The 20,330-nt window shown below is 63.5% G+C and carries 14 protein-coding genes; 6 read left to right on the top strand and 8 right to left on the bottom strand.

What is annotated here, in order from left to right; translation table 11 throughout:
- Window positions 1-62 precede the first annotated feature (62 nt).
- Window positions 63-2,645 (top strand): TonB-dependent receptor plug domain-containing protein, encoded by a 2,583-nt coding sequence (locus tag ACM6IO_RS15565; protein WP_414911799.1) that lies wholly within the window; start codon window positions 63-65, stop codon window positions 2,643-2,645.
- A 33-nt stretch (window positions 2,646-2,678) separates the two neighbouring features.
- Entirely contained in the window at window positions 2,679-3,764 is a 1,086-nt protein-coding gene (locus ACM6IO_RS15570) for an LLM class flavin-dependent oxidoreductase (RefSeq protein WP_192417609.1), read from the top strand.
- Between the two features lie 148 nt (window positions 3,765-3,912).
- Here ACM6IO_RS15570 and ACM6IO_RS15575 read toward each other — a convergent pair whose 3' ends face one another.
- The 8 genes from ACM6IO_RS15575 to ACM6IO_RS15610 all read right to left on the bottom strand — a co-directional run bounded on the left by ACM6IO_RS15575 (window position 3,913) and on the right by ACM6IO_RS15610 (window position 13,014).
- Window positions 3,913-4,371, bottom strand: a complete 459-nt coding sequence (locus ACM6IO_RS15575; protein ID WP_414911800.1) for an REP-associated tyrosine transposase — start codon at window positions 4,369-4,371, stop codon at window positions 3,913-3,915.
- Window positions 4,372-4,573: 202 nt separating this feature from the next.
- Window positions 4,574-6,382, bottom strand: coding sequence for a dipeptide ABC transporter ATP-binding protein (locus ACM6IO_RS15580; RefSeq protein ID WP_414911801.1), 1,809 nt, complete (start codon window positions 6,380-6,382; stop codon window positions 4,574-4,576).
- Window positions 6,379-7,224, bottom strand: a complete 846-nt coding sequence (locus ACM6IO_RS15585) for an ABC transporter permease (protein WP_192229264.1) — start codon at window positions 7,222-7,224, stop codon at window positions 6,379-6,381. The genes ACM6IO_RS15580 and ACM6IO_RS15585 overlap by 4 nt, the downstream gene beginning before the upstream one ends.
- Window positions 7,225-7,234: 10 nt before the next feature.
- Window positions 7,235-8,296 (bottom strand): ABC transporter permease, encoded by a 1,062-nt coding sequence (locus tag ACM6IO_RS15590; protein WP_008029155.1) that lies wholly within the window; start codon window positions 8,294-8,296, stop codon window positions 7,235-7,237.
- Window positions 8,289-9,857 (bottom strand): ABC transporter substrate-binding protein, encoded by a 1,569-nt coding sequence (locus ACM6IO_RS15595; RefSeq protein WP_414911802.1) that lies wholly within the window; start codon window positions 9,855-9,857, stop codon window positions 8,289-8,291. The genes ACM6IO_RS15590 and ACM6IO_RS15595 overlap by 8 nt, the downstream gene beginning before the upstream one ends.
- 10 nt (window positions 9,858-9,867) lie before the next feature.
- A complete protein-coding gene (locus ACM6IO_RS15600) occupies window positions 9,868-11,067 on the bottom strand; it encodes an LLM class flavin-dependent oxidoreductase (protein ID WP_414911803.1) in 1,200 nt (399 codons plus the stop codon).
- Window positions 11,068-11,211: 144 nt separating this feature from the next.
- Window positions 11,212-11,943, bottom strand: coding sequence for a class II aldolase/adducin family protein (locus tag ACM6IO_RS15605; RefSeq protein WP_223413542.1), 732 nt, complete (start codon window positions 11,941-11,943; stop codon window positions 11,212-11,214).
- Between the two features lie 15 nt (window positions 11,944-11,958).
- Entirely contained in the window at window positions 11,959-13,014 is a 1,056-nt protein-coding gene (locus ACM6IO_RS15610; RefSeq protein WP_192229260.1) for an ABC transporter substrate-binding protein, read from the bottom strand.
- A 454-nt stretch (window positions 13,015-13,468) separates the two neighbouring features.
- On the opposite strand from ACM6IO_RS15610, the gene ACM6IO_RS15615 reads away from it, so the two are divergent.
- The 4 genes from ACM6IO_RS15615 (at window position 13,469) to ACM6IO_RS15630 (ending at window position 20,314) form a co-directional block, all read left to right on the top strand.
- On the top strand, window positions 13,469-14,737 hold the full coding sequence (locus ACM6IO_RS15615) for an acyl-CoA dehydrogenase family protein (RefSeq protein WP_008042551.1): 1,269 nt from the start codon (window positions 13,469-13,471) through the stop codon (window positions 14,735-14,737).
- Between the two features lie 396 nt (window positions 14,738-15,133).
- The gene (locus ACM6IO_RS15620) at window positions 15,134-16,915 is read left to right on the top strand and encodes an ABC transporter ATP-binding protein (protein ID WP_414911804.1); all 1,782 of its coding nucleotides are present in this window, start codon (window positions 15,134-15,136) and stop codon (window positions 16,913-16,915) included.
- Window positions 16,908-18,776 carry an ABC transporter ATP-binding protein gene (locus ACM6IO_RS15625; RefSeq protein ID WP_414911805.1) on the top strand — a complete coding sequence of 623 codons (1,869 nt, stop codon included), beginning with the start codon at window positions 16,908-16,910 and terminating at the stop codon, window positions 18,774-18,776. The genes ACM6IO_RS15620 and ACM6IO_RS15625 overlap by 8 nt, the downstream gene beginning before the upstream one ends.
- Before the next feature lie 377 nt (window positions 18,777-19,153).
- The gene (locus ACM6IO_RS15630) at window positions 19,154-20,314 is read left to right on the top strand and encodes an LLM class flavin-dependent oxidoreductase (RefSeq protein WP_192417597.1); all 1,161 of its coding nucleotides are present in this window, start codon (window positions 19,154-19,156) and stop codon (window positions 20,312-20,314) included.
- The last annotated feature ends 16 nt before the right edge of the window (window positions 20,315-20,330 follow it).

Below are 20,330 nucleotides of genomic sequence, written 5' to 3' on the forward strand. Positions count from 1 at the left end.
TCGGGGGGTGTCAGGAAACGCCTACAAATTTCCATGAATTATCATCTCGAGGCTCATTTGCCATGCCCTCTATCGCCTTTCGTTTGCCCGTAAAACGCTCCGCCCTGGCCATGGCGGTGATGTCGACCCTGTCGATGCCGACCTTCGCCGCCGACACCCAACTGCAAACCGTCACCGTCCAGGCGAGTGCAAGCGATTCCGACGATGACGCGCTGCCCACCCGGCCGCCCACGTCCGTCTACGGTGGCATCGAAACCAAGGTGCTCGACACGCCGCGCTCCATCACCCAGATCAACGCCGAGCAACTGGCCAGCGACTCGATCCGCAGCGCCGATGACCTGGTGAAATACGCCCCCGGTATTACTCGCGGCGGCGGCCAGAACGCCGGCCTCGCCCCGCAGTTCCGCGCCCAGGGCTCCGAAGTGTTCCAGGACGGGCAACGCGCATACGGCGTGCGCCACCCGGCCAACTTCAACGCCTACGAAGGCGCCGACATCGTCGCCGGCCCGTCTTCGGTGACCTACGGTTCGGTGTCGGGCAGTGGCGGATACGTCAATTACCTGAGCAAGAAACCCAATTTCAACGAATTCAAAACCAAACTCAGCGGCGAACTGGGCGCCTGGGTGCCGGACGGTGAATCCCGCGATTCCAGTAAATTCAGCATCGACAACACCGGGCCGCTGACTGACAACCTCGCCTATCGCCTGAGCATCACCAAGCAGCGCCAGGAAGACTTCTACGACAACGTCGACAACAACTTCGACGCGTTCTACGGCGCCCTCGCCTGGCGCAACGACACTGTGCGGGTCGACTGGAACGCCAGCTACGACAATTACTACGACTACAACATCACCCACGGCTGGAACCGCGCCAACCAGGAACTGGTGGACAGCGGCAAGTACTACGCCGGGCGCGCCACGCCGATCATCCAGAACGGCAACACCCTGTGGTCGCCGGTGCTGGCGTCCGGCGCAGCCGATGCGCCGACCCTCGGCTGGGTCAAACGACAGCGCAACGCACAAGGTCAATACAGCGTGGTCAACGGCAGCTTCCAGACGGCCTCGCCCAACACCCAAAGCAACCCCGGCAGTTTGCGCGGCTGGGTGTATGACCCGACGTTGACGGGCAATGGCCTGACCAGCCTGTCGTCACAAACCGGCCAGCGCGACGAGGATGAAAACAGCTCGCGGCGCTTCACCACACAGCTGCGGGTCGAAGCCGACCTGACACCGACCATCACCCTGGCCAACAGCACCTTCTACCAGCGCTCCAAAGACATGACCAATGCGGTCGGTTCTTTCCAGGTGCAGTCCAAGGACAATCTGTTCGATAACCGCTTCGAATTCCGCTCGCGCAACGAGGTGCAACTCGGCGGCTTGACCCTGCGCGATGACAGCAACACCGGGGTGATCTACCGCCGCGAGTTCAACCAGTCGATCGCCGCCAACAACAATTTCGGCTCGACCATCAACGCCTATGACTTGACCCAGGACCCGTCGGGCAAGAATCCCGGCACTTTGCTGGGCCTCACCGGCTCCAACCCTGCCGGCGGCAATGGCGCCTGGATCGGCCAGCCCGGCGTGGCGCAATTCTCCAACTACTACGGCTGGCTGAATCTGCCGGCGATGTACCCGGCGGGCCACGGTTTATACGCCGAGTCGGTGGCGCCCTACACCGCCGAAAGCACCTGGACCACCAAGACCCTGTTCAGCCAGCACAACCTGCGATTCGGTGACAGCGTCGGTCTGAACATTGGCGCCAGCCGCAGCTGGATCGACGCTGAAATCGAGAACCCGTTCGTGCTGGCCGGTGGCAATCCGCGCAAGGACAGCGACAATTATCGGCTGTTCGCGTTTCAGGTCAGCCCGTACATCAAACCGACCGAAAACAGCACGCTGTATTACACCTTCGATCGCTCATTGGCGGTCAATACCGGGTTCTTCTCCAACGGCCTCGGCTGGGGCAGCGGCGCCGGTGCCAATCAGCTCAACCCGCTGGCCTTCCAGAGCCTCAGCGTGTTGCACGAAGTCGGGCTGAAAATCGAAGCGGTGCCCAACGAACTGTTCATGACCCTGGCCGCGTTCAAGCAGGCGCGGGATCAATCGCCCGACAGCAATAACAACATTGCCCGACTGGTGATCAAGGGCGTGGAATCGACCCTTCGCTACCAGCCGGACAATCACCTGCGCAGCGGCCTCAACCTGTCAAAACTCAGCGCCTACAACGAGTTTGCCTCGCAGGCCGGTTTCGCCTCGGCCGGGTTTGTGCCCGACAACGGCACGGTGTTCGGCGACAACAACAGCCTCAATCAGCGGCCGTCCGGGCGCTTCGACGCGGTGCAGATTCCCGAGTACACCGCCAGCGGTTATGTCGACTATCGCTTTGACTCGGGCTTCGGCGCCGAGCTGTCCGGCTGGTGGACCAGCAGCTGGTATTTGAACCTGAGCAAGACCGTGAAAATCCCCGACGAGTACAACCTCGACCTCGCGGTGTATTACCGCCAGCCGCAATGGAGCACCACGTTGCGGGTGCTCAACCTGACCAACGAACTGAACTTCGTCAGCGGCCTGGCCGGCTCGACCAATACCTTTTTGCAACCCATGCCTGGCCGTACGTTGCTGGCCCAGGTGGATTACCAGTTTTAACGCAGCCGCACCTATCGCTATCAGGAGTGTTCCATGTCCATTGAATTTGTCGGCATGATTTTCCCCCGCCAGTGGTCCGAGACCCGTGGCATTCGCAGTGCGGATTTCGATCTGGACTTTATCCGCCACCACGCCCGCGCCCATGAACACGCAGGCTTCGACCGGGTGCTGATCGCCAGCGGCCCGGGCAGTGCGGACAGTTTGCAGATTGCGGCCTACGCGGCGGCGCACACCGAGCGCCTGGGGTTCATGATCGCCCATCGTCCGGCATTGAACGCCCCCACCGCCGCTGCCCGAGCCTTCGCGACACTCGATCACACCACCGGCGGCGGGCGGATTCGCCTGCATGCGATTACCGGCATCACCGCCGAACCCCAGGAAGGCGACTTCCTGCTGGACAAGACCGAACGTTACAAGCGCACCGATGAGTACCTGGAGATCGTCCGGCGCACCTGGACGGCTGAAGAACCGTTCGACTTCGAGGGGCAGTATTTCAACATCAAGGGCGCCTTCTCGCCGGTCAAGCCATTGCAGCAGCCGCACATTCCGATTTCCTTTGGCGGGTCGTCGGACATTGCCTATCAGATCGCGGTGAAACACGCGGACCTGTATGCGCTGTGGGGCGAACCGCTGAGCGGCGTCGCCGAACAGATCGGCAAACTGCGCGCGGCGGCAAGTGCGGCGGGCGTGGAGGCACCACGGGTGAGCCTGTCCGTGCGCTTGATTCTGGGGGCGACTGAAGAATTGGCGTGGCAGCGGGCGGAGCAGATTCTGGAACAGATCAAGGCCAATCCACAGTTCGCCGCCGGCAGCCCCTGGCAAAAACGCATCAAGGGCACCGGCTCCGAACGCTTGCTCGCCGCTGCGGCACAGGGTGATCGCCACGACCGCGCCCTGTGGATGCCCACCGCCACCGCCGTCGGCGCCTACGGCGACACCACCGCCCTGGTCGGCACCCCGGAAACCGTGGCCCAGGCGTTGCTCGATTACGTCGACCTGGGCGTGACCACCTTCCTCAATCGTGGTTATGACCCGCTGTACGACACCGTCGATTACGGCCGCTGGATCATCCCGGCGGTGCGCGAGGAAGCACGGCGGCGCAAGGCGCGGGTGGCGTAACGTTCACCCTCGAATCGTCGGAACGCCGCCCGCAGCAAGCCGGCTCCTACAGGGTTGTGTCGCGCCACAAATCTGCGTACATACACGGACTCTATAGGAGCCGGCTTGCTGGCGATGGCGGCCTGACAACCACCACCGACTATCCCGGCTACAACCATTTGGCATCCCACAGCGGATAATCATGCACCCGCGTGACAAGCCCCGCGCGCAATGGATTGGCAACGATGTACCGGGCCACCGCCAACAAATCCTCCTCCCGACGAATCGCCCGATCGTGAAAGCCTCTTTGCCAAAGCGCCCCCCTGCGTTGCAGACGTGCATTCACCGCCCTGGCACTGCGCGATTTGGTCGCCAGCATCAACGCCGGCAATGTGCTGTTCTTCAATTCGACCAGCCAATGGAATTGGTCGGGCATCACCACCCATGCCAGTGAGTCAGCCCATTCTTCTGTCTGGGACTGGCGAAACTGTTCCACCATCAAGCGTCCCACCCGCCAATTGGCGAAGACCGGATCACGGTTATGGGTGACGGCAGTGAGCAGGTAGATTTGGCCGGATTCGGAATAGCGCCCGGCGCGCAGGTGGTTGGCGTGGGGAAGATCGGGCATTCCATTGCCCTCCTGTGTTTTTGGGAGAAACACAAGGCTAGTGCGCAGGAGGGAGGCCGTTGCCAGAATTCGGTTCCGGATGTGTCTGGACGATCGCCATCGCCAGCAAGCCGGCTCCTACAGGTTTGTGTCGCGCCACATTTCTGCGTACACACACATACTCTGTAGGAGCCGGCTTGCTGGCGATGGCGATGGTAGCTGCCTACAAAGATCCACCGCCCAACGTCGGCGAATTCTCCAGCAACGTACGCGTATACGCCGCCTGCGGCTGATCCAGCACATCGTCAACCGCCCCCTGCTCCACCACCCTTCCCAGCTTCAGCACCAACACCCGGTCGGCAATCGCGCGAACCACGCCGAGGTCGTGGGTGACGAACAGCAGGGTCAGTCCTTCGATTTGCAATTGCCGCAACAGCGCCAGGATCGAAGCCTGCACCGACACGTCCAGCGCTGAGGTAATTTCATCGCAGATCAGCAGTTTCGGCTCACACACCAGCGCCCGGGCAATGGCCACGCGCTGGCGCTCGCCGCCGGACAGGCTGTGCGGATACAGATCGGCCACCGACGCCGGCAGCGACACCCGCTTGAGCACCGCATCCACGCGCTGGCGCGCAACGTTGCCCTTGATGCCGAAGAAGTGTTCCAGCGGCGCACTCAGGGTCTGGTAAACGGTCTGTCGCGGGTTCAGCGCCCGGTACGGGTTCTGAAAAATGTACTGAATCTGGTGCCGCCCGTCACGTCGGCGGGCCGACAAGCTCAGCGGCACACCCGCATAGTGCAAGTCGCCCTCGGCGTTTTCCCCGAGCCCGGCGATGGCCCGGGCCAGGCTGGTCTTGCCGGAACCGGATTCGCCCACCAACGCCAGGCATTCCCCGGCCGCCACCCGCAGAGAAACGTCGAACAACACCTGTCGATCGTAGGCCACATTCAAGTCTTTGATCTCCAGCAACGGCGCCCGCTCCACCGGCACATCGACAGCCGACACCGGCGCCTGGGCAACTAGCTGCAAGGCCTGAAGATGCGGATCGAGACACGCCACTCGCTGCGCTGAAGACAGGTCGTGCAAGGCCGGCTCAGCCTGCGAGCACTCGGCGGTGCGACGCGAACACCGAGGCGCGAAAGCACAGCCGTGCGGTCGCTGCCCCGGTGCCGGGGCATGCCCCGGGATCGCCTGCAAATCGCGGCGCTGCGCCACATCGGGAATCGCCGCCAGCAGGCCTCGGGTGTACGGATGAGCCGGCCGCGTGAACAACGCTTCACGGTCGGCGACTTCGACGATGCGCCCGGCGTACATCACCATCACCCGGTCCACCAGGTCCTTGATCACCGCAAGGTCGTGGGACACATACACCGCCGCCACGCCGAGGCTTTTGCACAAGCGGCGCAAGGTCGCGAGGATGTGCGCCTGAGTGGTGACGTCCAGCGCCGTGGTCGGTTCATCGAGGACGATCAACTGCGGGCGCAGGACAAACGCCAGCGCCAGCATCACCCGTTGCTGCTGCCCACCGGAGAGCTGATGGGGGAAGCGCCGCAAAAACGCCGGATCGTCCGGCAAGCCAACATCACGCAAGGTATCGACGATGCGCTGCTGTTGCGCCGCACGATCCAGTTCAATCTGATGCGCACCGAGGGTTTCGCGCAGCAGGCTACCAATGCGCAGCGCCGGATTCAGTGCCGTCGCCGGGTCCTGCGCGACGTAGCCGATCAGGCTGCCACGGGCCCGGCGCAACGCTTCGCCCTCCAGGGTCAGCAGCGAATGCCCGGACACCTCGACCTGCCCGCCAACAATCCGCGCCCCGCGTCGGGCATGGGCGAGCAACGCGGTGGCCAGGGTCGTCTTGCCGGAGCCGGACTCGCCGACCAACCCCAGAATCTCGCCCGCCTCAAGGCTGAACGAAACCCCGGACAGCACGTCAATCTGTCCCGCCAACTCGACCCGCAAATCCCGCACCTGCAACACCCCGGCAGTGGTCACCGGCGGGCGGGACTCGATCCCGGCAATCGCATTCATGGCTGTTTTTCTCCGATCCGTGAACTGCTGCGGCCGATGCCTTCAGCGAGGATATTGGTGCCATAGGCGAAAATGCCGATCAGGATCGCCGGGGCCAGCACCGCCCACGGCTGCACCAGCAAACCGGCCTGGTTTTCATTGATCATCAGCCCCCAGTCGGCGGTCGGCGGCGCCACGCCGTAGCCGAGAAAACTCAGGCCCGAGAGCATGCCGACGCCCCAGGTCAGCATGTTGCCGAAATGCACCAGCAGCGGCGTGAGGATGTTCGGCAGAATCTCCCTGAACAGAATCCGCCGCCGCGAGTAGCCCATCATCTGCGCGGCCTCGACGAACTCCTGCCCCGCCACCGCCACCGCACTGCCACGGGCCAGACGGATCACCCCGGGCGTGAAGGCGATGGCCACGGTCAACACGATCAGCCACGGCGCACGACCGAGCATGGAGACGATCAACAACACCAGAATCAGGTCGGGAAAGGCCAGCGATACGTCCGCCAGCCAGGTGATCAACTGGTCGAGCCGGCGCCGGGAAAATCCCGCCAGCAAACCCAGGGTGCTACCGGTCAACAGCGCAATCGAGGCCGCCGCAACGGACATCCACAACACCGAGAGGCCGCCACTGAGCAAGCGTGACACCACGTCGTGCCCGAGAAAGTCATAGCCCAGCAACGCCGCGCCAACCGGGGCGCCGTACACCGAACCAAGCATTTCCGTTGGGCTGTGCGGCGCCAGCCACGGGCCAGACAAGGCCAGTGTCACCACCAGCGCAGTGATCAGCGCGCCCTTGCGGGTTTGCGGTTCCGCCAGCCATACCTGCCAGCGCGAACGTCGGGAGTCAGTCATGTGTTACCTCTCAAGGCGCCTTGGATGGGGAACGTCGCCACCACGGCTGAATGCCCCGGCGGTTACGCTGAATCATGGTCACGCGGCGGGCGGTGCGCAGTTTTGGCGTAAGCAGCACGGTCAGCAGATCGGCGAGCAGGTTGATCAACACCACGCCGAGGGTGATCACCAGCACGATGGCCTGGACCATCGGCAAGTCGCGCATCTGGATCGCCGAATTCAACGAGGTGCCGATGCCGGGGTAACTGAAAATCACCTCGGCCAACAGCGCGCCGCCGATCAGCGTTCTCAGCGTCAACGCCACGCCTTGAATCGCCGGGATCAATGCGTTGGGCAGCGTGTGGCGCCAGACGATGCGCCACTCGGGAATGCCGCGCAGGCGCGCAGCGATCACGTAATCGGACTCCAGCGCCTCGATCATCGATGCCCGCACCATGCGCGTCAGGTACGGCAATGCCGACAGGCTCAGGGCCAGCACCGGCAACACCAGGAACTGCAATTGGCGCAGCAGCGACTTGTCCGGATCGAGGATCGACACCGCTGGCAGCAGGTCCATGTGCGGCATGGAAAACAGCAACACCAGACCGATGGCCAACAGAAACCCCGGCGTGGCTTTAAGGAAGATCAGCAGCGAAAGGCTCCAGCGATCCAGCCGACTGTCACGGCGCAACGCCAGGGAAACGCCGAGCAACAACGCCGCCGGCACCACCACCGCAATGACCCCGGCGAGCAGCGCCAGGGTGTAGCCGAAACGGCCAAACAGAATGCTGCCGACCGGCGCGTTGGAGTCGAGCGACACACCGAGTTCGCCGCTCAGGGCATGCCCGAGCCAGCGCAGGTACTGTTCGAGAATCGGCCGGTCCAGACCCAACTGGCGTTGCAAGGTGAGGATGCTTTCCAGCGGCGCGTCGGGGCCGAGAATCACCCGGGCCGGGTCCGAGGGCAGCGCCTGCGTGGCGATGAACACCACCAGGCTGATGACCCACGCCGTCAACAATCCGTAAGCCAGGCGCCCGATAAACCACGACAGCCAGGCTGGCGTGCGGGGTTCTTTGCAAGAAGGCTCAGGCATGGTTCACCCACAATTCATCAAAACGCCAGGAGGCAAATGTGGTCTGTTCAGGCTGCAAACCGCCGACCCGCACCGATGCCGCGTCGAGCACATCGTTGAAGCCCCAGATCAGCAAGCCACCGCGTTCGTGTTGAATGCCTTGCGCTTCGTGCACCAGCACTTTGCGTTGCTCAAGGTCGGGTTGCGCCAGCGCCTGGCGGTACAGCGCGCTGAAGCGTTCATCGTGGAAGTTGCTGCGGTTGTAGATGGCCTGTGGCGCATCGTTGTGCAGCGCCGACGCGAGAAAGCCCCGGGCCGGTGTGGAGCCCGGCGACAGCAGCCAGTTTTCCCGTTGTGGACCGTTGAACACCGAGCCATCGACCTGGGTGACCTTGATCTCGACCCCGGCCTTTTTCGCCTGTTGCGCAAACACCAGCGCCGCGTTGACGCCCGGCCCCGGCGTGGTGGTCAGCTCCACCCGCAAGTCGGTCTGCCCGGCCTGGCGCAACAGCGAACGCGCCTGTTCCAGGTCGTAGGGACGCTGGGCAATGCTGTGGTTGTAGGTGGGGTCGTGGGGCGAATACAGGTCGTTGGCGATGCGCCCGAAACCGTTGAGGCCACGGTCCACCAACTCGCGACGGTCGGCCAACAGGCGGAACGCCTGGCGCACCCGCTGATCCTGAAACGGTTGCTTCGCCAGATTCAGATTGAACCCGGTGAACGAGGTACTCGGCGAGGCGTACAACCTCAGCCGCGAGTCGGCCTTGAGCAGTGCGCTGTGTTCGGCTTGCACGCCGCTGGCCACGTCAATCTGCCCGGCGCGCAGGGCGGCGGCGCGGGACACCTGGTCCTTGAACTCGATGATCTCCAGTTCATCGGCATAGGGTTGGCCGGGCTTGTAGTAATTCTCGAAGCGCTGATAAAGCGAGCGCTGGCCGGGAATGAAACTCTTGAGTTTGTAAGGGCCAGCGCCGACCGGGTTGCTGACGGGGTCATAATCGGTGGGGACGATGCCGCCGAAACTGATCAGGGTTTCATCCAGCGGGTAAAAGCTCTGGCCTTCCTTGAAGCGGATCTCGATGGTGCGCGCATCCAGTTTGCGCAACGCGTTGCGGTCGATCGCGCCCATCAGACCGGCGAATGGCGACGCCAGTTTCGGGTCGGTCAGGCGCAGGATCGAGAACAGCATGTCATCGGCGCCGATGCTCTTGCCGTGATGGAATTCCAGGCCCGGTTTGATGCGAATGGTCCACGCACTGGCGTCGGCGTTGGGTTCGGCAAACTCGGCCAGGGCCAGGCGCGTGCTGACGTCGGTGTTCCATTCCCAGAACTTGCTGTACAGCGCCCAGCCGCGAATGATCCCGCCGCCCACCGGTTTGTGCGCGTCGAGGTTGCCCGACTGATCGCCATCGATGATGCCGACCCGCAAGCGACCGCCGCGCACCGGCGTGCTGGACAACGCGGCCGCACCGCTGACCTGTGCCCCGCTGTCGCATCCGCTGAGCAGGCTGCTGCCGAGCAACAGGCCGCCACTGACCGCCAGGCCATTGCCGAGAAACCGGCGACGGGAAAATTCGTTCATCGCTGTCTCCTCAGACTCGCTCGGTCACTGCTACACGCCGTGGTGCCGGTGTGCTGACACCCAGTTTCGGCACGTCGAAACCGTGATCCAGATCGAGCAACGGGAACAGCAGATCCGCCACCCGGTGCGCTTCATCGATCAGCGGGAAACCGGACAGAATGAATGCCGATGTGCCCTGCGCTTCGTATTCGCGAATTCGCTCGGCGACCTGCTCGGCGCTACCCACCAGGTAAGTGCCGGCTGCCGGGCCGAGGATGTTGAAGCCGAACAGGCTCGGGCCGAGCCAGACGTTCGGGTAGATCTCCAGGTCCCGGGCCTTGGGCAAACGGCCGGCGCGAATGGCCTCGACGTTGCGCTGGATCTGCGGATCGTCGCTGTGGAAGGTCTCCAGGGTTTCACCGGGCGGCAATTGACGTTCGATGGCCGTGCGCGCGGTTTGTAGCGAGGTACGTTGCAAGAGTTTTTCAGCGTGGGCCCAGGCCTCTTCCTCGGTTTCGCGAACGATGATTTGCAGGCGCGTGCCGAAGGTCAGCTCACGGCCGATTTTCGCGGCTTCTGCTGCGACCTTGCGGAATTTCTCACCGAGTTTCGGTGGGGTGTTGGCGAAGCTCAGGTACACGTCGAGCAGTTGCACCGAATGCGCGACACCCGGCCCCGACGTGCCCGCGCCCCACAGTGGAATGCCAGGCTTTTGCTTCGGCGGATGCCAGCCCCCCAGCGGATGATTCGCGGCAGCCGCTGAACGGGGGGCGAGCTTGACGTACTGGCCGTCGAACCCCGAGGTGTCCCCGGCGTAGAAGCTCTGGAACGCACGCCAGTATTCGAGGCTGAAGTCATAACGTTCGTCGTGGGGGTAATGCACGCCGAGGGTGGCCAGGCCGGCGTCATTGCCGTTGACCACGTTGAACAGCAGGCGGCCGTTGGAGAATTGATCGAAGGTCAGCGCCCACTTGGCCAACACGGCTGGCGACAGTTCACCGGGGTGTTGCGCGACCAGGAAGCGCAGGCGCTTCGTGGCATCAATCAGCGCGGCCGAGACAGCGAGGCTTTCGTTGGGGCTGGAGCCCAGCAGCGAACCGTAGTAACCAAGACGGTCGCTGGCCACGGCGAGTTGTTTCAGATGTTCGAAATCGGTTGTCCAGCGGCCTTCGGGTTCCCACGGATAAGGTCCGTCGGGGGTGGTGAGGTACCAGAGAATTTTTACAGCCATGGGTGTGTTCCTTGTAGGGGCAATGCACCTCTGTAGGAGCCGGCTTGCTGGCGATGAGGCCCTTGAACCTTGCGTCGATCTTTCGGGCCCTATCGCCAGCAAGCCGGCTCCTACAGTGGATGCGGTGGCTGGGGAATCTCCGGGTTAGCTACGACGGTCGATCGCGGGCACCAGGCCCAGCTCGGTGGCTTTGTCGTACAGGCCGCTCATTTTCCATTGCTGGGTCAATACGCCAGGGCCATAGGCGCGGGAGCCGCCGAGGGCGTCGGCGAGCAATTGCAGTTGCGCGCCCTCCTCCAGCAACAGGATGAATTCGGCGGTGGCGCGCAGGCCCTGTTTGCCCCACACGGTGGAGCCGCCGTTGGCTTCGAGAATCGCCAGGTTGAAGGGGTTCTCGGCAATCTTGTCGAGGATGAAATCGACTTCCGGCTGCCGGCGGTCGATGTACACCGGCAACTCCCGGGCGAGCTGATAACGCTGCACCGGCACATAGTGGAACGGCAGCGTGCGGTGGGTTTGCGCCCAGGCGCCGAGGTATGGCGAGTGCACATGGGACACGGTGGTCACATCGGCATGTTGCTGGAACAGTTTGGTGTAGCGCCCCAACCCACCCTTGCCTTTGCCGAAGATCACCTTGCCTTCGAAGTCGGTGACCGTGGCTTGCAGCGGCTTGCGGTAATTCCACGGGCCGCCGTAGTTCACCGACACCAGCAGCTCCTGGCCCGGTACGCGCTCGATGAAACCAACGGTGCCGTTGGCGGTGATGGTGTTGGTTTCACGGAACACGGTGAAGGCTTCTTCAGCCTCGATCAGCACCTTGTCGATGAAGTTCTTCAGTTCTTCGCTGATCAGTTGTTCGTTGATGAGGACGGTCATGGCAATTCTCCAGAGTCAGGCGCGGCGCTTGGCCAACAGTTCATGGGCGGCTTGCAACGGGCGCGGATCGACCCAGTCGGCGATGGAAAAATCGCGTTCGAGGAAGCCGTGCAGGTAAAGGAAGTCTTTCTGGGTATCGAGAAATTCCAGACGCTGTGCCGACAGATCCGGCGCCAGCGTGGTGTGGAATTCACCGCGATAGGCTTCGGCGACACCGGCACTGCCGGCGCGGGTTTCTTCTTCGAGAATCGCGTTCAACGCCTCGCGATTGTTCGCCGCCCAATCGGCGGCACTGAGGGTTTGCGCGAGAAAGCGCACGACCAGGTCGAAATGGTTGTCCAGCAGGCTCTGGTGGACCGTGATCGGGCGCGGCGTGCCATTGTTGATGCGATAGCGCGGCTCGGCGATCAGGTCGAGATCAATGCCCACCACCAGCCCGAGACGCCGCGCGGCATCGGCGGCGGACGCGCCTTTGACGTACACCGCGTCGACTTCACCGCGCACCAGGTAATCGAGGCCCGACCAGAGACGCTGTAAACCTTCCTGAGGATTCGCCGCCTGCTCCTGATTTTGCAGTGCGACTTCCACGAGTTCGACGTCATCGAAGCCCAGCCCCGCCAGGCTCAACGCGCCTTTGTAGCCGTGCAGGCTCATGGCCCGAGCGATGCTGCCGGGGCGGGTTTCACCCCAGGCCGGCAGTGCCAGACGCTTGCCTTTGAGGTCTTGCGGACGACGAATGCCGGAGTCCGGGCGAACCAGGATGGTTTGCCACTCTTCGATCCAGGTCAGGCCGATCAGGCGACTCGGCGCACCAGCGGCGCGTGCCGCCAGGGCCGGTACGTTGCCGCCTTCGCGAAACAGGCCCGGCAACTCGTGATCGTAGTGGTGATGCCCAAGCTGCCGGGCCTCCTGCAAGGTCGACACCGGCAGGCCGTCAGCGGCGAATTCTTCGCTGAGCCAACCGAGTTTGTAGGCGATGCCGGAAGCGGTCGGCACCGGGCAACGGGTGAACCAGATCTGCTCCAGTTCAGCCGGGGCAGCGGGTCGGGATTGTTTGGCAGCAAGCGTCATGGGCAGCTCCGTGGTTGGGCAAGTGTCTGTTGCCAGAGCTATTGCAGCGCCCGTGCCAAGAGCTGAAACGCCCGGTTTACGGGGCTTTGCGCCTGACACCGAGCAAACAACCGACGCTGGTTGCTGGCCTGCCAGCAGCATTGCGCCGCGACTGCTGCTGGCCGAGCAGTCGCCTCCCCGGCATTGCTTCCCCAGCAACACCACCCCGCCCAACCCCTTGCCGGGCGGGCGTTCCAGCCCTTGGCGCAGAACTTGCTCAAGGCCCTTCAACGCCCGTGAAACACCGATCCCTTTGTAGGAGCCGGCTTGCTGCGGGCGGCGTTCCGACGATGGCAGTGCATCAGGCGACATCCATGTTGTTTGATCCGCCGCCATCGCCGGAACGCCGCCCGCAGCAAGCCGGCTCCTACAAGGGTTCACGGCCATCATCAGATCAATGATCAGAGGTACAGCAATGAGCAAGGTCGAACACAACCCCGCCGGACAACTGATACAAGAACAGGCGCCGATCCGCCTGCTGGACAGCGAGGCTCAAGCCATCGCCGTGGCCAGGGACATCGCCCGGGAGATTGCCGAGATCGCCGCCGACGCCAGTCAAAACGGCCAACTGCCAAGGCGTCAGGCGCAGCTGTTGTCGGAGAGCGGCTTGACCGCCATTGGCGTGCCCAAGGCGTTTGGCGGCCTCGGTGCTTCGGTGGAAACCATCGTCGAAACCGTGCGCCTCATCTCGGTGGCCGACGGCGGCGTCGGTCAGTTGCTGCAAATCCACAACGTCATGCTGCGAGGGATTTTTACCGGGTACTCCGACGAGATTCGCGACCGACTGGTTCGCGATGTATTAGCCGGCAAGCGTTTCGGCAATGCCCTGGCGGAAGTCGGCGGCAAGAACAAATTCGCCCTCAAGACCCGCGTCGAACGCCGCGCCGACGGCAAGTTGATCCTCAATGGCAGCAAGTTCTACTCCACCGGCTCTTACCTGGCCGAGTGGATTTCCCTGACCGCCGCCAGTGATGACGGCGGTGCCGGGGTGCTGCTCAATCGCAACACACCGGGCCTGACGCTGGTGGATGACTGGGAAGCGTTCGGCCAGAAAAACTCGGTCAGCGGCACAGTGATTTTCGACAACATCGAACTCGACGAAGGCTTCGTCTCCCAGCGCAAAGGGCCGATGAAACGCACCGGGTTGACCTTCCCGCAGATTCTCCACGCGGCCATCGATACCGGCATTGCCGAAGGTGCGCTGTCGGCTGCGGTGGACTACCTGAATCACAATGCGCGGCCGTGGGTGGAAAGCGGCGTCGATCACGCCAATCAGGAGCCGCACATCATCAAGCAGATCGGCGAATACGCCGTGGCCCTGCGCGGCGCGCAATCGCTGCTGCGCGACGCGGCGCGGGTGTTCGATCAGCACGAACTGGACCCGGACAACAAGGAACTGCAGGACGAGCTGATTCTGTCGGTGGCCACCGCCCGCGCCCACTCCGACGCGGCGTCGCTGAAAATCTCCAGCGACATTTTCTCCCTGCTTGGCGCCAGTTCCTCGCTGAGCAAATGGAACCTCGACCGCTTCTGGCGCAACGCAAGGGTCCACACCACCCACGACCCGATCCGCTGGCGCCTGCACCACGTCGGCAACTACTACCTCAACGGCGTCGATCCCGGCGAATACACCGCGATCCTTAACGCCAAGGAAAAACAGGGCGCGACCAGCCCCGGACGGTGATCCCCCAGACACCGCCTCCCCTTGTAGGAGCCGGCTTGCTGCGGGCGGCGTTCCGACGATGGCGTCCTCGAAATCGATGCAAATCCAAAGGCCCCATCGCCAGCAAGCCGGCTCCTACAGGGACGGCGTTCAACCTGAACAAATGCGAAACCCTGTAGGAGCGAGGCTTGCCCGCGAAGGCGCCCTAAAGCCCTATGCAAAATCCAAAGGCCCCATCGCCAGCAAGCCGGCTCCTACAGGTTCGGCGTTCAACCTGAACAAATGCAAAACCCTGTAGGAGCGGAGCTTGCCCGCGAAGGCGCCCTAAAGCCCCATGCAAAATCCCAAGGCCCCATCGCCGGCAAGCCGGCTCCTACAGGGTCGAGATCGTGTCCGCACACCACACAGAGCTTTTTCATGATCGAAAAACATCCTCTCTTGCGCAGCCTGGCGATTTACCGGGAGATGCCCTGGCGCTTCGCCCTGGTGGCGGCGTTGTACATCGCGGTGAACCTCGGGCTGGTCTGGCAGCAATGGCTGATCGGCCACGCCGTCAACGACGTCAGCGCCGGCCGCGCGGTTGTCCGGCAAGCCGATGGCAGTCTCGACGCCAGCCTCGCCTGGTACTGGTTGTGGCTGATGCTTGCCGTGGCGTTCGGCCGTGGCGTGTTGCAATACGCCGCCAGCGTGCTGTCGCTGGTGCTCAGCCAGGAACTGCTGACGCGCCTGCGCGAGCGCATCCTGCAGCAGGTGCAGAACCTGCACCTGGGTTATCGCTGGCAGCACGGCATGGGCGAAATGATCACTCGCACCACCCGCGATGCCGACAAGGTCCGTGATGCGCTGATCAGCTTCTGGCGCCAGGTGGTGGAAACCCCGCTGGTGGTGCTGGCGACGGTTGGCCTGCTGAGTTGGTACAACCCGTTGCTGGGATTGGTGCCGTTGTTGCTGACGGTGTTCGGCCTGTGGATTTTCGTGCGCCAGACCGAGCGGCTGGTCAGCCTCGACCGCGCCGTCGGCGAGGCCTACGACCGGGTCAATCAGGACCTCAGCGAAGGCATCGGCGGCGTGCGGGTGATCAAATCGTTTGGCCTGGAGCACAGCCGCATCCAGCGTTTCGCCGGGCAGGTGGCGGTGTTCGCCGAGCACGCCCGCCAGGCCCTCGCCTATTCCAGTTCGCGGATTCCGTTGCCTCAAGCGGTCGTCGCGCTGGGGCATGTGTGGATCCTGGTGTACGGCGCGCATCTGGTGGCCACCGCGCAATTGGGCATCGGTGAACTGGTGACCTCGCTGCTGATCGCCACCACCCTGGTGTTCCGCATCGAAGGCATTGGCCGGGTGATGCAGACCTTCGCCGACGCACGCTCCAGCGCCGAACGGATCTGGCAACTGCTGGACGAGCCTGCAGCGATCCGCAGCGGCAACGCGACCCTGCCCGACACGCCGCTGGGGCTGAAACTGGAACACGTCAACGTCAGCGCACCGGGTGGCGGCCTGGACATTCTTCATGACTGCTCGCTGACCGTGCAGCCCGGCGAAATCGTCGCGCTCGTCGGCGCCACCGGCACTGGCAAAAGCCTGTTGGCAAGCCTGTTGCCACGCCTCAGCGACATCAATTCCGGGCGTCTGCTGATCGGTTCGGACAGCGCCGGCTGGCAAGACATTCGCCAGTTGAACCTCGACGAATTGCGACGCCGGGTGCACGTGGTGCCGCAGGAAAGCTTCCTGTTTTCCGACACCCTGGCGGCCAACCTGCGCCTGACCGCACCCGACGCCAGCGATCAACAACTGCGTCACGGTTTGCGCCTGGCCGCCGCCGAAGACGTGCTGGAACGCCTGCCGCACGGCCTGGCCACGCCGCTGGGGGATCGAGGCGTGACCTTGTCCGGCGGCCAGCGCCAGCGTCTGAGCCTGGCTCGCGCGCTGCTTGGCGAGCCGGACATTCTGTGCCTGGACGACGCCACCAGCGCGCTGGATGCGATCAGTGAACGCCAGGTGCTGAACAACATTCGCCAGTTGCGCCGCGATCAGGGCCGGGCCACCACATTGCTGGTGATCTCCAGCAAGCTCTCGACCATCCTCCTCGCGGACCGCGTGCTGATGCTGCAGGACGGCAAAATCACCGCCAACGGCACCCACGAAGCATTACTCAAAACCCATCCGGACTACCGCGACCTGCTAGGGATCGACCATGGCTAACCCAATCGCCGGCAAGGCCTTGAGCGATATCGAAATCGAAGAAATGCTCGCCCGCAAGGCCCTCGACCGCAGCATGTTCAGTCGGCTGTTGCCGCTGCTGAAACCGATTCGCCGGCACATTGTCGGCGTCATCGGCATTGAACTGCTGCTGGTGTTCACGGTGTTTCTGCGGCCGTGGTTTGTCCGCGAATTGCTCGACCGTGGGCTGATTCAACAGAACGATCACTGGCTGCTCGACGAACGCCTGGTGCTGTGGCTCGGCCTCGGATTGGCGGCCAGTTGGCTCGGGCGTTTCCTGCTCGCCGGTGTCTCGCAGTTTGTCGCAGGCAGCGCGGCGATCCGCGTACTCAATGACTTGCGGGTGCGCGTATTTGCCCATGTGCAGAGCTTGAGTGTCAGCTACTTCGACCGGACCAAGGCCGGGCGGATCATTTCTCGCGCCGACCGCGATGTCGACGCCCTCGAACCGCTGCTGATTCAGGGTCCGCCCGAACTGCTGGGCGCGCTGCTGCGCTGTGGCCTGGCTTCGGTGATGTTGTGGCGGATCGACCCGCGATTCTTTCTCAGCCTCGCCGCCACGGTGCCGTTGCTGGTGTTGGCGACCTGGAGTTTCAAACGCATTTCCCAGCGCAACTGGGCCAAGGTCGCGGAAAACCGCAGCCGTTTCACCGCGCATCTGGTGGAGAGCGTCAGCGGCGCGCGCATGTTGCAACAATGCGCCCAGCAAGCGCCCAACTTGCGGCGCTATCGCGGCTTGCTGGATGATTTCAATCAGGCGCTGATTCGCGGCAGCCTGCGATCCAGCTGGTTTGCACCGTTCACCGCGCTGCTCAGCTCCGCCGGCATGGCGGTGTTGTTGCTGGTGGGCGCCTATGGTCTGGCGCAGGCGGATGTCACCGTGGGCCAGGTCGCGGAAAGCCTGTTTTATGTGTTCCTGTTTCTTGGGCCGTTGCAGGAACTGTCGGACCTGTTCGAGCGTTACGCCACCGGATCGGCCTCGGCGCAGCGGATCTTTTTGCTGCTCGACACGCGTCCGGAGATCAGCGACAGCACCACCCCGCAACACTTGGGCAAGGCCCGCGGCGAAGTCAGTTTTGAACGGGTGCGGTTTGCCTACGATGCCGGCAGTTCTTCACCGGTGATCAATGACCTCGACCTGCAGATTCCGGCCGGCGAAGTGCTGGCGATCGTCGGCCCCTCGGGCCATGGCAAGAGCACGCTGGTGCAGTTGCTGACGCGTTTTTACGAGGTGCAGTCGGGGGCGGTGAAGCTCGATGGCGTTGATATCCGCGACCTCACCCAGCATGAACTGCGGCGCAACGTCGGCGTGGTGTTGCAGGACAACGTGCTGTTTAGCGGCAGCATCCTCGACAACCTGCGCCTCGCCGCGCCCCAGGCGGACGATGCCCGGCTGATTGCTGCTGCCCGGGAGCTGGGAGCGGACGAAGTGCTGGAACGCCTGCCGCATCAGTACCAGACCGAAGTCGGGCCGCTGGGCGGGCACTTGAGCCATGGCCAGCGGCAACTGGTGTGCCTGGTGCGCGCCTACCTCGCGGACCCGGCAGTGCTGGTGCTGGATGAAGCGACTTCGGCGGTCGACATCCACACCGAGCGGCGCATTCAGCGCGCGTTCCGCCGCCTGTGCGAGGGCCGCACCGCGATCATCATCGCCCACCGTCTGGCAACCATACGCGATGCCGACCGCATTGCAGTGATCCGTCATGGCCGCCTGGTCGAACAAGGGCCGCACAGCCAATTGATCGACCAGGGTGGCGCCTATGCGGCGTTGTACCAGACCTATCTGCGCAGCGCCGAAGCGGGTGCATCGATCGACGATATCGTCGCCACAGCGCCGGCGTGACGAAAACCGCAATCGCTTGTAGGAGCCGGCTTGCTGGCGATGCGGATTGCGCGGTGTGTCAGGCAGGCCGCCATCGCTGGCAAGCCAGCTCCCACAGGGGATTGGCGTCGTACACGAAACCTGTGGGAGCCGGCTTGCCGGCGATAGCGATCTACAAATCACCACAAAACCCTCTGCTGCACCCCGAACAACCATTGCTGACAGACTGCTGCTACAGCAGCACCTCCCACCGCCGACACCGTTTCTCCCCCCGTCATCCCCCCGCCCCTGCGGCCCCAAACCCACCCCGCCGACCATGGCATGTCCGTTGCAACCACCCCTGCCAAGGCGTCCTCGCACCTGCGCGACGCAACGCGTACTTGAATCAGGAGCATCCCATGAGCACTGAATTTTTCTGGCGTCTGCCGCTGGGCACCGATGGTCCGCAACTGACCACCGACAAACACAATCGTGGCAATCCGGACTATCGACCGGGCAACATCGCACCGGGGCGTTTGCCCAACGGCGAACCGGATGACTTCACTTACATCGACTACATCGCCCAGGTCGCGAAAGCGGCGGAACTGGCCGGGTTCGAAGGCGCCCTGCTGCCCACCGGCCCGGAGCCGTGGATTGCCGCAGCGGCCCTGGCCCGGGAAACCCGCCGGATCAAATTCCTGATCGCCTTCCAGGCCACCTGGACCTTGCCGGCCTATGCCGCGCAACAAGCGGCCATCCTGCAAAACCTCAGTCGCGGCCGCCTGGAGTGGAACATCATCACCGGCGGCAACCCGGCCAGTCAGCGGGCCAACGGTGACTTCCTCGAACACGACCTGCGCTACAAGCGCACCGGCGAATTCCTCGACATCATCCAGGGTCTTTGGCAGAACGAACGTTTCTCCTACGACGGCGATATCTACCAACTGGAGAACGGCGCCCTGCCCCATGGTTTGCAAAACGAACGCAAACCCGGCGTGTATTTCTCCGGTTTTTCCGATGCCGCGCTGGATGTCGCCGCCAAACATGCCGACGTTTACCTGAACTGGGCCGAGCCGATCGACAAGCTCAAGCCGCACATCGAGCGCGTCCGCGAACTGGCGGACAAACAAGGTCGCAGCGTGCGCTTCGGCCTGCGCGTCGACCTGTTCGCCCGCGAAACCGAAGAGCAGGCCTGGAAAGATCTGCGCCGCCAGTTCGACAAGCTCGAAGGCAAGAGCAGCGTGGTCGCCAAAGGCTTTACCAGCGGTTCCGATTCGGTCGGTGGCGCACGGCAAACGGCTTACCACCAGAACGTCGATCGCTTTGATGACCTGATCATTGGCCCGAACCTGTGGGCCGGTTTCGCCAAGGCCAAACCCGGGCCGACCGTGGGCCTGGTGGGCAGTCATCAGAACATCGCCGAACGCCTGTCGGAATACCGCGACGCCGGTTTCTCGACCTTCATCCTCGCCGGCAATCCGCACCTGGAAGAAGCCCTGCGCATCGGGCAGGAAGTGCTGCCGCTGGTGCACCAGCGGCCTGTCGCCCAACCGCAAACTCACTTGAAGGCCAGCGCCTGAGCGCGGCGGGAGAATC

The organism is Pseudomonas sp. IT-P44 (assembly GCF_949768225.1).
GTDB lineage: Bacteria > Pseudomonadota > Gammaproteobacteria > Pseudomonadales > Pseudomonadaceae > Aquipseudomonas > Aquipseudomonas migulae.